Here is a 13,339-nt window from a genome sequence, read left to right as displayed (position 1 = left end):
GATAGATGCAGTGTCTCGTAGACTCCAACATCGTCCTAATATTTTTAGGATTGCAAATGGCTGTTAACTTCGAAAATCTTCCACCGGAAGAACCAGAGCCGGACGAGCCGCCCTCTCGCTTCGTCTGGACCATTGTGTTTTTCGTCATCGTGCTTGCCGGAGTTTTTGCTGTACTGCTTCTCTGGCCCAAAGATGAGCCGACGCAGTCCCTATGGTTCTGGATATGCGTCACGGTGTACCCGGTTGGCGTTGCCGCCTTCGTCGTGTTGCGGCGCTATAGCGTTTTCGAAGGTCGTCGACTGGATGCAATTGCGTGGAACGAAGCTCGGGAAAAGTATGTGACTGGTGTGTTCGAACAGGCCAGCCGACCGCTTGTGCTGCTGGCGGCGGCATACAGGTTTGCGAGTGACGCGAAAGAGGATGCGTTCGACAAATTGCTGGGCGGCTCAATCAAACTCGAACCGCGAACCGTACCCGGCACAACTGGCGCAGCATATTTCGATGTTGCGCAGCGCGTTGGCGGGTCTGGTGCTCAAAACCACCGAATCCGGTGTTCGGACTGGTGGAATCTATGGCCTGATGTTCGCGCCGCTATTCAAGGAGCGGGATCTGGCGCAGCCGCATGCCGATACTGAGAGGGCCGATGTTTCTCGATTCAATCCTCAGCACCGGACGGTTTGGCAAACCGTCGCCGATCACAGCCGCAAGGTTCATGGTCGCCGCGTCGGCTTTTCGCTGTCGACCACGGCAGCATGGATGGCGACAGCCGTGATCGGCTGCTGGATTGCTGGCACGATGCTGTCCGGCTTCGTCAACCGCGCAACGATCGGAAGTGCAGCAGACACGGTCGCGACACTCAAGGGAACCGACGACCCGACGCGGTTGCTGCAGACGCTTGTCAACCTCGACAGGCAAATCGACACGTTTGAAATCCATCGGCGAGCAGGCGCACCGTTGACCACCCGCTTCGGCCTGAACCGCGACCACGCATTGCTCGACACCCTCTGGCCACACTATGCGGATGCGGCAAACCGCATTCTCGTCCGCCCGATTCGCCGGCAACTCGAGGCGCGACTGCATCAACTGGCATCGTTGTCCGACGCAGAAATCGCCAGCGGCGGCGATGCGCAAGTACAGGCCGCATACGACACGCTCAAGACCTATCTGATGCTCGCGAAGCCGGAGCGCGCGGTGGCCGCATTCCTGACACCCCAGCTCGTCGCGACGTCGATGCCGGCACGCCCCGTCAATTCATCGTTGTCGCCAGGCAGATGGGAAGACTTGCGGCGGCAAGCCATTACATTCTTCACGAACCACCTGGGACCCGGTGCGAAGTCGCCCGCGGCTGCGTTGGCGATCGTTCCGGACAGTACCTTGATCGCAGCAACCCGCCAGACGGTGATCGGCGTTCGCGGCATTCAGAATTCGCGGGACGCGGTCTACCAGCAGATCCTCGACGAAGCGACGCCGAAGTATCCGCCGGTATCGCTTGCCACGCTGCTGGGTGACGCCGCATCCCAGGCCGGTGCAGGTGGCGCGACAAGCCGCGGCTTGTTCAACACGACCATGACCATTCCGGGCGTATTCACCCGCTCAGCATGGGACGAACGAATCGCCAAGGCCATCGACGAAGCCGACGAGCAACACGACGTGGCAAGCGACTGGGTGCTTTCCGACACCAAGGCAGCCGGCCAGTCCTCATCGACACTAAAGGACGAACTGCGCCAACGCTATTTCGACGACTATGCGCGCGCCTGGGCACTGTTCCTCAACAGCGTGCGCTGGCAACCGGCACCGACGCTTTCCGCCACGGCCGATCAACTGACCTTGCTAGGCGATCCGCAACGTTCGCCGCTCGTCGCGCTGATGAACGCGATCGTCTATCAGGCGGGAACGGGAGCCAACATGCAGTCGCTGTCCGACACGCTGATCAGCAAGGCGCAACAACTCGTCGGTGCCGACGAAAAGGATCCGTCGAAGCACGTCAAGCCTCAGCTCGCGCCGCTGGCGGCCGCGTTCGGGCCGATCCTGCGCCTGACTGGCAGCGATCTCGTCTCCGGCACGCCTGCCAACGGCAAAACCGCCGCCGCGCAAATGGCCGCGACCGGTGACCTGAGCCTCGCCCGCTATCTGGAGCGCATCACGGCCATGCGCCTGAAGACGTCGCAGATCGTCTCCAGCGCCGATCCGGATGCGTCGCTGCCGGAAATGGCGCGCTTCATGCGACCCGATGGCGGCGTGATCACGCAATTCGTGACGACGCAGCTCGCCGGCGTCATCGAGCGGCAGGGCGACCGCTGGGTGCCCGCACAGGGCACCGATTCCGGTGCGCTGACGATCGACCCGGGCTTTCTGATCGGGTTGAACAAACTCACGCGCATTTCGACGGTGCTGTTTCCGTCCGGCGATGCGCGCGTGCGCTACGAGTTGCAGGCGGTGCCGACGCCGGGCGTCACCGATATGCGATTCGTGTTGTCCGGCCGCGAATTGCACTACTTCAACCAGAAGCAGGAATGGACGCCGTTCGAATGGCCCGGCCAGTCGCTCGAAAACCTGTCGCATATCGAATGGCAGACCGAGCAGGGTGGCTTGCGGACGGCGCTCGATTCGCAGGGGCGCTTCGGCCTGGTTCGCCTGTTCGAGCGGGCGAAGGTCACGCAACAGGACAACGCCCGTTACCTGCTGACCTGGATGCCGGATACGAGCCAGGGCATCCCGTTGAAGGTGCAACTGCGCAGCGAGGCGGGCGCCGGCCCGCTCGACGTTCTCCAGTTGCGCAACTTCGTGCTGCCTGCACGGATTTTCATGACCGGGGTGGCGGGCGCCGGGCCGAAGGTGTCGACGGCCAGCCCGCCGCCGTTGCCGGCTGCGGCGATCGCCGCAGCCAGGCACGCTGCCGTGCCGCTGCCACCGGGGCTGCCGGGGCTGCCGGGGCTGCCGGGCGCGATGGCGTGGCCGGATGAAGCGATGCCGATGGAGGCCAAGAAGGCATCCCGTCAGACGGCCGCGATAGCGGAACCGCGACCGACCACACCCGGCGAGAACCCGCCAAAGAGCGATCCGCGAATGGCGATGTCTTCGCTGGCGACGAATTCCGCATCTTCCGATGCCTCCACCAGACCGTTCGGACACGCCCTCCGTTTGCTGGGCGACGCATTTGCGTACTGAGGAGATCTGCCATGACGCTTGCCAATTTCGTAAAGACACTCGTCGGAGGTCCTCGCGTCGATTCGCTGCAGGAATCCCGACAGACGACCTGGGCGGCCTGGCTGGCTCCGATCCCCGGGGAGCAAGCATGCGGCCGCGATCCCGGCTACGAGGATGCGTTCTTCGAACTGAAGGACGAAGCAAACAAGCTGTCGGGAATCGACGACGGACTGATCGTCCGCACGTGTGAGCAATTGCTCAAGGAAACCGGGAAGGATCTGCGTCTGGTCGGCTACTACACGTTTGCGAGGCTGCGGCAAGACGGTCCGGCAGGCTTTGCCGACGGACTCGAACTGGCCGCTTCGCTCGTCGACCGGTTCGGCGACGCCGTGTTACCCGCGCGGGCTGAGGCGAAGCGGGCGGCGCTGGAAATGCTGGCGACGTCGCGCATGATCGAGTCGCTGGACAGCCGCGGCGACTTTGCGCTGGCCGATCTCGAACGCGCGCTTGCTGCGTTCGACGTGCTCGTCGAACAAACGGGAAACTGGCCGGAGGCCGCGCGGCCGAATCTGCAGCCGCTGGTTGCCCGTTTCGAGCGCAAGGAGGAACCAGCTCGCGGTGCGAATCCGGGCGTGGTCCCGCAGCAAAAGATCACGTCGGTTCCCGCGTCGAGCGGCGCGATCGCGTCGACGCGCGACCTGCTCGATCAGGCACGTTCGATGTCGACGTGGCTGCGGGATCAGGAAAACGGCTACTTGCCGTCGGTCCGCCTCGTGCGCAGCGTTCGCTGGGACACCTTGCATGACGTGCCGCCAGCGGATGCCGCATCGCATACGCGTCTGGCTCCGCCGCGCGCCGAGTTGCGCCAGCAGATGAAGCGCCTCGTGCTGCAGAAGCACTGGCATGAGTTGCTGGAGCGTGTCGAGGGCGCGTTCATGGAAGGCGTGAATCACCTGTGGTTCGATCTGCAGTATTTCCAGCACGTCGCGCTTGATCACGTCGGCACACCGTACAGCGCGTGGCGCGAACTGTTGCGCGCCGACTTTGCGCTGTTTCTCGAACGACTGCCGGGCATCGAACGACTCGCATTCAGCGACGGCACACCGTTCGCCGACGACACGACGCTCGAATGGATTGCCCGGCACGCGGTCGTGCGCGACCTGGAGGCGGGCGAGACGGTGGCGCCGCTGCCGGTCTCCGCGGATAGCGACGGCGACGCCGCCGGTGACTGGCCGGAGATCGAGACCCAGGCCCGCGAACTGGCCGCGCGCGAAGGCATCGAGACGGCCTTCGCATGGCTCGAAGCGCTACCCGGCATGAGAACCGATCGGCATCACTACCTGCAGCGGCTCGTGATGGCCCGCCTGGCCGATCATGCCGGCCGGCCCGATACGTCGCTCGCGCTGCTTGCCGAGCTCGATGCGTCGTCGCGATCGCTGCCGCTGATGCGCTGGGAGCCGGCGCTGACGTTCGAAGTCAAGCAACAACTCGTCAAGGCATTAAAAGCGATGAGCAGCCGAAAGGACGCCGACAAACCGGCGCTCATGCGTCGTGTTGCTGAACTGCAGGCCGAACTGACCGTGCTCGATCCCGCGCGCGCCTTGACCCTTTCGTAACGGATTTCCATGGATAACAACGACTCCATCCTGCGCTACTACGAAGCAGAAATGCGCTATCTGCGCGAATCCGGCAAGGAATTCGCGAAGGCGCATCCCGATCGCGCGCGTTTGCTCAATCTCGATCGCGTAGGTGATCGTGACCCGTACGTCGAGCGACTTTTCGAGGGTTTCGCGTTTCTGACCGGCCGGCTCCGACAAAAGCTCGACGATGAATTGCCCGAACTCACCGAAGGACTCGTCAGCCTGTTGTGGCCGCACTATCTGCGAATGATTCCATCGCTGTCGATCGTGGAGTTGATGCCGTTCGCGGAGAAACTGCAGAAGACCGAAGTGGTGCCGGCCGGCGCACCTGTCAGGTCGGCACCGCTTAATGTCCCGTCGCCCGGCGGTGTCGAAGGTTCGGCGCCGCGAACGATCCAGTGCTTGTACCGGACCACGCAACCCGTCGCGCTTCAGCCGGTTACGATTACCCGTGCCGGGCCGGCCGTGCGCCATGATGGCCGATCGGTGATCAGGATCGGCTTCGCATTGGAGGGATCCGCACTCCGCAACGAAACGAACCTGTCGCGCCTGCGTGTGCATCTGAACGCGGATCTTCCGACCGCATTCGCGATGCATCTCGCGCTCACGAGGCAGGTCGACGCGATCCACTGGCGCATCCCGGAAATTCGCGACGGCGAACCGGTGCCGCTCGCAGGTGTCACGATCGAGCCCGCGGGCTTCTCGACGGAAGAGCGATTGTGGCCCAAGGCCGATGCTGCGTTTTCCGGGTATCAGCTTCTGCTCGAATACTTCACGTTCCGCGAGAAGTTTCTGTTCGTCGACTTGTGCGGACTCGATGTCGCGAAGCTTCCGGAAGGTGCGACCCGCTTCGAACTCGAAATTGTGCTGAAGCACGCGTATCCGTCGGACCAGCGTTTCAGTGCGGAAAACGTGCGGCTATTCTGCACGCCGGTCATCAACCTGTTCGAACTCGACGCCGAGCCGATCGAGATCGATCATCACGAAACCGAATATCGCGTCGTGCCGGCCGGCCATCAGGGCGAGCATGTCGAAACGTATTCGGTCGATGCGATCGCGACATTCGACCACGATACGGCGGAACGATACGAATACGTGCCGTTCGCCACGTTCCGTCATCGCGGCGGCATGCTGCGGCACGAGGCCCCCGAGCGCTATTTCCATACGCGCGTGCGTCCCGGCGTGTCGGGGCTGCACGAAACCTGGGTGATTCTCGGCGGCCATGCGTGGGAAACGATGGATACGCTTCCCGAGGAGAGCCTGTCCCTGCGCGTGACAGGCACGAACGGGATGCTGCCGCGCAAGGGTTTGCGCGAGGCAAGTCTCAACGAGATCGCGGTCAGCACGCAAAGCGTTGCCGGCGTGCGTAATCTCGTGTCGCCGACGTTACCGCTGTATCCGCCGACGGAGGATCGGTTCCAGTGGCGTGTGCTGTCGCATCTGGCGCCGAACTTCCTGTCGATGATGAACGCGGAAGTGTTGCGCGGCGCCCTGGCGCTTTACGACTGGACCAGCGACGAGCTGAACCGACGACGGCTCGCGGGCATCCTGCATGTGTCTCAGGAATTGATCGAAGAGGTGTCCGGCGGTGCAGTCGAGCGGGGCGTGCTGATCGAGATCACGCTCGACTCGCACGCTTTTTCTGGAGAAGGCGACGTGATGCTGTTCGGGGAATTGCTGCATCGGTTCTTCGAGGCATATGCAGAGATCAATCTGTTTACGAAGCTGGCGATCGTCAGCCTGCCGTCCCAGCTTCGGACGGAGTGGCCGCGCGGCAAGGTGCAGAGGGCGGCACTATGAAGCGGTCATTCAATCGGGTTGGCATCGAAGCGACCTATGTACAAGAGCTTCCGGCAATTGTCGGAAGCCTGCTGGTGCGTGCGCCGAAGATGAGTTTCATGCAGTTCTGTCGACTGCTGGAAGCTTGTGATCCCGACACGCCCGGATTCGGCACGCGCGATACGCCGGAACACGAGCCGGTGCGATTTCGGCCGCGCCCGCGACTGGGCTTTCCGGCCGGCGAGGTGGCAGCGGTCGAGATCGACGACGAGGATAGCGATGCGCCGCCGACCATCCGCACGACGTTCATGGGTTTGTACGGGGTCGATGCGGCGATGCCGTCGCATACGATCGACGAGATCGCGCTTCGCGAAGAGGGGCATGAAGCGGTCGAGGCTTTTCTCGACCCGTTCAATCATCGCATCGCGACGCTGCTGTACCGAACATGGAAGAAATATCGCTATCCCGAGCGTTTTCAGGCCGGTGGTGTCGACGATCATTCCCGGAGCCTGTTGTGTCTGGCAGGGTTCGGATGGGGCGACAAGCCCGCGCGCGCCGGTTTGCCGGCATCGCGGATGCTGGCGTTGCTCGGTCTGCTGATTCAGCGCACGCGAACGTCTGAAGGACTGGCCGGCGTCATCGCGCTGGCCGCGCCGCGCGTCGGCGTTCGCGTCGACGAGTTCTGGGCGGTGACGACGAGCGCCGGCCAGCCGATGCCGCTGACGTCGACACGCCCGGCGATTGCAGCTTCACGGGACGGCCGGCGCGTCGGTCTCGGCGGCGGTTACGTGCTCGGCCGGCGCATCGCGTATCGCAGCCGTGCCGTGTGCGTGACGCTGCAACCCGTCGATGCGCAGCAAGCACACGAACTATTGCCGGGCGCTTCGTTGCATCGCGAGTTGATGGCGTTCATTCGCTTGTATGTCGGCGTGAAAGCCGATGTGCATTTGCGAATGAAAGTGTCGTCCCGCTTCGTTCCGAGTCCGGTTGTCGGGGCAGGGCGTGCAGATCCTGCGCCGCGTCTCGGCTGGACCACGGTGTTGCCCTCCGAGGACGTGCGCTTGATCGATATCGCGCTCGGTATCTATGAGGCATTTCCGACACCTCAATCGAACTCGCATCTCGTGCCGCGCACGATCTGATTCCGGAGCCTTCATGTTCAATCGAAAGAGCGCGGCAACCGTTGCCGCAGCATTGCTTCTGTCGGGCTGCGGCGCCTGGCAGTCTGTCTCGGATGCGTCGTCGAACGCCTATCGTGCGGTGTTTTTCAAGCAGGTGAAGGTGCTGAATGTCGATTTGACCTCACGTGCCGCGCTGAACCAGGATGACGCGGGGCGCGCTACATCGGTCGCCGTTCGCGTCTACCAGTTGAAGGACCGCAAGATGTTCGACGGGGCGTCGTACGACGATCTGTTGAAGAACGATCGGACCGTGCTTGCCCAGGATCTGCAGGCAGACATGTCAACGGTCGTGAGTCCCGGGGCATCGGCAAGCCTGTCTCAGCCGATGCGGGGTGATACGCGGTACGTTGCAGTCGTCGCGTTCTATCGCGCTCCGGGAACCGGCGATGGGTGGAAACGCGTCGTCGAGAAGAAGAAGCTCGACGCCGACAAGCCGCTCAAGCTCGAGTTGTCGGCAAATGAATTGGCGGGCGGCCGCGATTCAGGGGAGCGCGGGGCTAGCCGATAGCTGGCGGCAAAACTCTGAAGCGCCTTGAAATGGCCGGCCGGCAGGGCGGACGAGACGGCCGCACGCGCAAAAGCGGGGCACGAACATATCGACACGTTCGGCCAAATCAAGTAGTTTCCGGAGATCGACGCGATTCGTCTGCATAATGGGCTTGAGGGGCTTGAGGGGCTTGAGGGGCTCGTGGGGCTTGTGAGCCTGGGGCTGCGTGCCTGCGCAGCGAATCGGTCTCGACGGAGAACAACAATCATGTCTTTCGAACAAGCGGGCCCCACGGAATCGACCGAACACGACGATCGAGCCAGCGTGCTGATGGCCCTCGAAGCCGGCGGCTATCTCACGGAGGAACAGGCGGCGCGAGTCACGCAGCGCCTGAAGGACGCACCGGCCGTGCTTCCCGATACCGATTCCGCCCGCACGCTGCTCGACTGGCTGATCGCCGAGGGCTACACGACATCGGAGGTCGAGGCGAAGGCGACGCAGGAGCTGCTGGACGGCAACTTCGCGGACGTTCGCGCGAAACTCGTCCTGATGAAAATGCTGGAGGAGATCGATCCGCCTCGCTTCGAACAGCGTCTGAACGAAACGGTCGCATCGATCCAGCGCGAGCAGAAGAAGAAACAGGTGCTGATCGGCGTCGGTGGCCTCGCTGTCGCGCTGGCGGTGGGCGCCTATTTGTTGTGGCCTGCGTCGACGCCCTCGTGCAGCGCATCGAGCACGGTCAAGACGCTGGCCTCGCTGATGTTCGACGCGCGCATGAACATGATGCGCAAGAATCCGATGCAGATGCTTGACCAGAGCAGCACGACCTTTCCGCGCGTCAGCAACCACCGTGAAGTCGGCTACGACGAGGCCAACGGCTCGCGCGGCTGCCTGGCGGACCTGAGTGTTGCCGACGACCATACGACGCTCGGCTATGTGGTCCGGCACGATGACAAAGACAAGAGCTCCTTTGTCGTGCAGGCGTTCCCGTCGGAATACGTGACGGCCCGCTATAACGCCCGAGGTCTCGATCCGAAACTCGGCGCGCCGCTTGGGCGTGAAGCGATCGGCACCGTTTTCATGGCGGGCGTTGCGCAACTCGACAAGAATGTGTCGGACCGCTCACCAAGCTACGGCAAGCCGCTGCCGGGCGACGACGAACCGACGACGCTGACGAGCAGCGTACTGGGCGTCATGCCGGCCGCCGATTGCAAGCAGATCGACGGCGACCATGTGTCATGCCCGCTGCTGATCGATTATCGCGACCGGCTGCTCGGCGCGATCGGCGCGCCGTCGATGCTGCAGTTGAAGGGTGATTTCACGTTCGTCAAGGACGGCAGCGGCTGGAAGACCGCCGACGATTTCGACAAGACGCTGATGCAGGCGATCGTCGCACGACGCATCGCGAAGGTGTACGGCGACGAAGTGGCCGACAAGACGGATGCGCAGAAGTAACCGGCCCGACCTCGGGCAACGGCCGGGCGCAGGCGTGTGCGGCGACGTCATGCACCGCTGCGGGTGACGACGTGAAACGGGCGACCCGCGATGCAATCGCAGGTCGCCCGTGTTGTCGGTGGCCGCCGCCGTGCGGCAGCCTGGCCGACCGCCGGCTTACCGATCGTCTTCCCGCACCGAAGACGGATGCCGGCACAGCGCCCGCACCTCGAGCTCCATATACGGAAACAGCGGCAACTGGCTCAACAGATCATGCAATTGCTGCACGCTCTCGACATCGAAAATGCTGACGTTCGCATAGCGCCCCGCGATCCGCCACAGATGCCGCCAGATCCCTTCGTTCATCAGCCGTTGGCACATCGCCTTTTCTTCCGCCTTCAGCGTCGCCGCTTTGACCGGATCCATGTCCACCGGCAGACGGACCGTCATTTCCACATGAAACAGCATCCTGTACTCCTTGCGTTATCGATTCGCCGAACGGGAAAGCCGCTCAGGCTTGCGCGCGCGCACGCTCGACTTCGCTCGCCGGCACGTCCTGCTTTTCCTTGAGCAGCGAGAAATCGAAGTCGATCAGCGCGAACTGCCCATCGACACCATACGGCTTGCCTTCCGTGCCTTCGGCCTGCTTGATCTTCGGGATCAGCCCTTCGCGGGTCGCAAATGCGAAGTCGTCCCAGATGTGCGGATCGCCTTCGATGTTGATCTGCGTCGTCAGCTTACGATAACCGTCCGCCGAAACGAAGAAGTGAATATGCGCCGGACGATGGCCGTGGCGGCCGAGCTGGTCGAGCAGTTGCTCGGTCTTGCTGCCCGGCGGCACGCTGTAGCCGACCGGCAGCACGCTGCGGAAGCTGTAGCGGCCCTCGGCGTCGGTGCGGATCGAGCGGCGCAGGTTGAACGCGGGCTGCGACTGATCGAAGTACGAGTAGTTGCCCAGATGGTTCGCGTGCCACACCTCGACCAGCGCATTCGCGATCGGCGCGCCATCGTTGCCGAGCACCTGGCCGCGCATGATGAGCGTCTGGCCCGGATCGGTGCCGTCGTCGAGACGCGCATGGCCGACCGATTCCGGCGCACCGGCGACATACAACGGCCCTTCGATCGTGCGCGGCGTGCCGCCCTGGATGCCCGCCTTTTCCTCGGCCTCGTCCATCCGCACGTCGAGGAAGCGCTCGAGGCCGAGGCCCGCGGCGATCAGCCCGAATTCGCGGCCGGCTTCGTTCAGGTAGTTCAGCGCCGTCCAGAACTCGCTCGGCTGCACGTCGAAGTCCTCGATCGTGTAGCAGATGTCCTTCACGATCCGGTTGACGATCGCGCGCACGCGCGGGTTGCCGGGCTTCTCGGCGGCGTCGTCGAAGGTCTTCAGCAGGGCGTCGATGGCTTGCTTGTTCATCTGTGTCTCCGGTTTCGGTTGTCGTGTGGGGATCAGCGGGCGTCGCGTCGCATCCGTTCGATGCGGGCCCAGTCGAAGGTGATGCCGAGGCCGGGCGTCGCCGGCAGGTGCAGCTTGAAATCCTGGTAGCGCAGCGGTTCGACGAGGATTTCCTCGGTGAGCAGCAGCGGGCCGAACAGCTCGGTGCCCCATTTCAGCGAGTCGAACGTGCTGAACAGTTGCGCGGACGCCATCGTGCCGGCCGCGCCCTCGAGCATCGTGCCGCCGTACAGTTCGATGTCGGCCGCCGCCGCGATCGACGCGACGCTCGCCGCGCCCTGCAGGCCGCCCGATTGCGCGATCTTCACCGCGAACACGTCGGCCGCGCGATCCTGCGCGAGCGCGAACGCATCGACGGGGCCGTGCAGCGCCTCGTCGGCCATGATCGGAACCTGCGCGAGCTGCGTGAGGCGTTTCAGCCCCGCGCGGTTGGTCGCGGCGATCGGCTGCTCGACCAGGCTCACGCCGGCTTCCGCGAGCCGCGCGCCGGCCCAGATCGCGTCGGTTTCGCTCCACGCCTGGTTCACGTCGACCCGCACGTCGCCGCGCTCGCCGAGCGCGCGCTTGATCGCGACCACGTGCGCGACGTCGTCGGCGACCGCGTTCGAGCCGATCTTCAGCTTGAACGCGCGGTGGCGGCGGGCTTCGAGCATCGCTTCGGCTTCTGCGATGTCGCGCTGCGTGTCGCCGCTCGCGAGCGTCCAGGCGACGTCCACCGCATCGGTCCTGCGGCCGCCGAACAGCTCGGACAGCGGCACGCCGAGACGGTGCGCCTGCGCGTCGAACAGCGCGGTCTCGATCGCGCACTTCGCGAAGCGGTTGCCCTGGAACAGCTTGCGCGCCCGCGCCATCGCGGCGCCCGGACGCGTCGCGTCCATGCCCTGCAGCAGCGGCGCGAAGTAGGTGTCGATGTTGACCTTGATGCTTTCGGGGCTCTCCTCGCCGTATGCGAGACCGCCGATGGTCGTTGCCTCGCCGACGCCTTCGATACCGTCCGTGCATCGAATACGGACCAGTACGAGGGTCTGGCAATTCATCGTGGCGACCGACAATTTGTGGGGCCTGATCGTTGGCACGTCGACGAGCAGCGTCTCGATGCGTTCGATGGTGGCGGCAGTTGCTATCATGCGATTCCTCCTGTTGGTGCACATGGTAGGAATTCCCGCCCCGCGTCGTCCAACACTCTTTCCGACTACTTCCATACCTTTGAGGCATGAAATGGAATTGCGCCAGCTCCGCTACTTCATCGCCGTCGCCGAGGAAATGAACATCACGCGGGCTGCCGAGCGGCTGCACATGACGCAGCCGCCGCTGAGCCGCCAGCTTCAGGCGATCGAGGACGAGATCGGGTTGCCGCTGTTCGAGCGCGGCGCGCGGCCGCTGAAGCTGACGGACGCCGGGCGCGTGTTCTATACGCAGGCGAAGCGCCTCGTCGACCAGGCCGACGAGCTCGGGCCGCTGACGCGGCGGCTCGCGCAACTGTCGGAGCGGATCGTGATCGGCTTCGTGCCGTCGACGCTGTACGGCGCGCTGCCGGACGTGATCCGCGCGTTTCGCGAGGCGCAGCCGGACGTCGAGCTGTCGCTGATCGAAATGTTCACGCTGGAGCAGCTCGGCGCGCTGAAGGGCGGGCGAATCGACGTCGGGTTCGGCCGCCTGCGTTTCGACGACGACCAGCTCGTGCGCGAGGCGCTGATCGAGGAAAAGCTGATCGCGGCGCTGCCGGTCGGGCATCCGCTTGCCGATCCCGACCGGCCGCTCGCGCTCGCGGATATCGCGAACGAGACGCTGATCGTCTATCCGAGCACGCCGCGGCCGAGCTTCGCCGATCAGCAGCTATCCGCATTGCGCGACGGCGGGCTGGTGCCGGCGGCCGTCCACGAGGTGCGCGAACTGCAGACGGCGCTCGGGCTGGTTGCCGCGGAAGTCGGCGTGTCGCTGGTGCCGGAAAGCGTGGAGGGCGTGCGCGTGAGGGGCGTCGTGTACCGGCGGCTGCCTGAGCCCGTCGCGACGTCGCCGATCATCATGAGCCGCCGGCTGCACGGAGAAAGCGCGGCGACTGCAGCGTTCTGCGCGATCGCGCGGGAGATGATCGTGCCGGGGGCGGCGTAACGATCGTCGTTGCTTTCTGAACCGCAACTAACGGTCTGTTTCAACGTGCGCCGGCGAATGCGGAAAGGGCGGCGCAATGTCATACCGCAGTGTGCGAGGCGGCCAC

At 64.1% G+C, this 13,339-nt stretch carries 11 protein-coding genes; 8 read left to right on the top strand and 3 right to left on the bottom strand.

What is annotated here, in order from left to right; genetic code table 11:
* Positions 1-56 precede the first annotated feature (56 nt).
* The 7 genes from GD429_RS40895 (at position 57) to GD429_RS03780 (ending at position 9,689) form a co-directional block, all read left to right on the top strand.
* Complete coding sequence (locus tag GD429_RS40895) at positions 57-635, top strand: hypothetical protein (protein WP_227791527.1); 579 nt, start codon at positions 57-59, stop codon at positions 633-635.
* The gene (locus GD429_RS03805; protein WP_321574390.1) at positions 529-3,168 is read left to right on the top strand and encodes an ImcF-related family protein; all 2,640 of its coding nucleotides are present in this window, start codon (positions 529-531) and stop codon (positions 3,166-3,168) included. Before GD429_RS40895 ends, GD429_RS03805 begins: the two co-directional genes overlap by 107 nt.
* Positions 3,169-3,179: 11 nt before the next feature.
* On the top strand, positions 3,180-4,763 hold the full coding sequence (gene tssA, locus GD429_RS03800; protein WP_152855732.1) for a type VI secretion system protein TssA: 1,584 nt from the start codon (positions 3,180-3,182) through the stop codon (positions 4,761-4,763).
* Positions 4,764-4,772: 9 nt separating this feature from the next.
* Entirely contained in the window at positions 4,773-6,587 is a 1,815-nt protein-coding gene (tssF, locus tag GD429_RS03795) for a type VI secretion system baseplate subunit TssF (protein ID WP_152855731.1), read from the top strand.
* Entirely contained in the window at positions 6,551-7,708 is a 1,158-nt protein-coding gene (gene tssG, locus GD429_RS03790) for a type VI secretion system baseplate subunit TssG (RefSeq protein WP_415748922.1), read from the top strand. Before tssF ends, tssG begins: the two co-directional genes overlap by 37 nt.
* A gap of 13 nt (positions 7,709-7,721) precedes the next feature.
* Complete coding sequence (tssJ, locus tag GD429_RS03785; RefSeq protein ID WP_152855729.1) at positions 7,722-8,255, top strand: type VI secretion system lipoprotein TssJ; 534 nt, start codon at positions 7,722-7,724, stop codon at positions 8,253-8,255.
* 246 nt (positions 8,256-8,501) lie between these two features.
* Positions 8,502-9,689 carry a hypothetical protein gene (locus GD429_RS03780; protein WP_152855728.1) on the top strand — a complete coding sequence of 396 codons (1,188 nt, stop codon included), beginning with the start codon at positions 8,502-8,504 and terminating at the stop codon, positions 9,687-9,689.
* A 156-nt stretch (positions 9,690-9,845) separates the two neighbouring features.
* On the opposite strand, the gene catC is transcribed toward GD429_RS03780, so the two are convergent.
* Genes catC through GD429_RS03765 form a run of 3 tightly spaced genes read right to left on the bottom strand, consistent with a single transcriptional unit; the run spans position 9,846 to position 12,248 of the window.
* Complete coding sequence (gene catC / locus GD429_RS03775; RefSeq protein WP_152855727.1) at positions 9,846-10,136, bottom strand: muconolactone Delta-isomerase; 291 nt, start codon at positions 10,134-10,136, stop codon at positions 9,846-9,848.
* 43 nt (positions 10,137-10,179) lie between these two features.
* Positions 10,180-11,082 (bottom strand): catechol 1,2-dioxygenase, encoded by a 903-nt coding sequence (gene catA / locus GD429_RS03770; RefSeq protein WP_152855726.1) that lies wholly within the window; start codon positions 11,080-11,082, stop codon positions 10,180-10,182.
* A gap of 32 nt (positions 11,083-11,114) precedes the next feature.
* Positions 11,115-12,248, bottom strand: a complete 1,134-nt coding sequence (locus tag GD429_RS03765) for a muconate/chloromuconate family cycloisomerase (protein ID WP_152855725.1) — start codon at positions 12,246-12,248, stop codon at positions 11,115-11,117.
* Between the two features lie 91 nt (positions 12,249-12,339).
* On the opposite strand from GD429_RS03765, the gene GD429_RS03760 reads away from it, so the two are divergent.
* Positions 12,340-13,233, top strand: coding sequence for a LysR family transcriptional regulator (locus GD429_RS03760; RefSeq protein WP_152855724.1), 894 nt, complete (start codon positions 12,340-12,342; stop codon positions 13,231-13,233).
* Positions 13,234-13,339: the final 106 nt, after the last annotated feature.

The organism is Burkholderia sp. BE17, from assembly GCF_009362305.1.
In the GTDB taxonomy this organism is placed as follows: domain Bacteria; phylum Pseudomonadota; class Gammaproteobacteria; order Burkholderiales; family Burkholderiaceae; genus Burkholderia; species Burkholderia pyrrocinia_C.
This window is presented reverse-complemented; position numbering and strand designations above follow the sequence as displayed.

Bases quoted from the DNA above. Each gene is read 5' to 3' on its own strand.
- tssA (WP_152855732.1), top strand. From the start codon at position 3,180: ATGACGCTTGCCAATTTCGTAAAGACACTCGTCGGAGGTCCTCGCGTC.
- catC (WP_152855727.1), bottom strand. From the start codon at position 10,136: ATGCTGTTTCATGTGGAAATGACGGTCCGTCTGCCGGTGGACATGGAT.
- tssF (WP_152855731.1), top strand. From the start codon at position 4,773: ATGGATAACAACGACTCCATCCTGCGCTACTACGAAGCAGAAATGCGC.
- GD429_RS03765 (WP_152855725.1), bottom strand. From the start codon at position 12,248: ATGATAGCAACTGCCGCCACCATCGAACGCATCGAGACGCTGCTCGTC.
- catA (WP_152855726.1), bottom strand. From the start codon at position 11,082: ATGAACAAGCAAGCCATCGACGCCCTGCTGAAGACCTTCGACGACGCC.
- GD429_RS03760 (WP_152855724.1), top strand. From the start codon at position 12,340: ATGGAATTGCGCCAGCTCCGCTACTTCATCGCCGTCGCCGAGGAAATG.
- tssJ (WP_152855729.1), top strand. From the start codon at position 7,722: ATGTTCAATCGAAAGAGCGCGGCAACCGTTGCCGCAGCATTGCTTCTG.
- GD429_RS40895 (WP_227791527.1), top strand. From the start codon at position 57: ATGGCTGTTAACTTCGAAAATCTTCCACCGGAAGAACCAGAGCCGGAC.
- GD429_RS03780 (WP_152855728.1), top strand. From the start codon at position 8,502: ATGTCTTTCGAACAAGCGGGCCCCACGGAATCGACCGAACACGACGAT.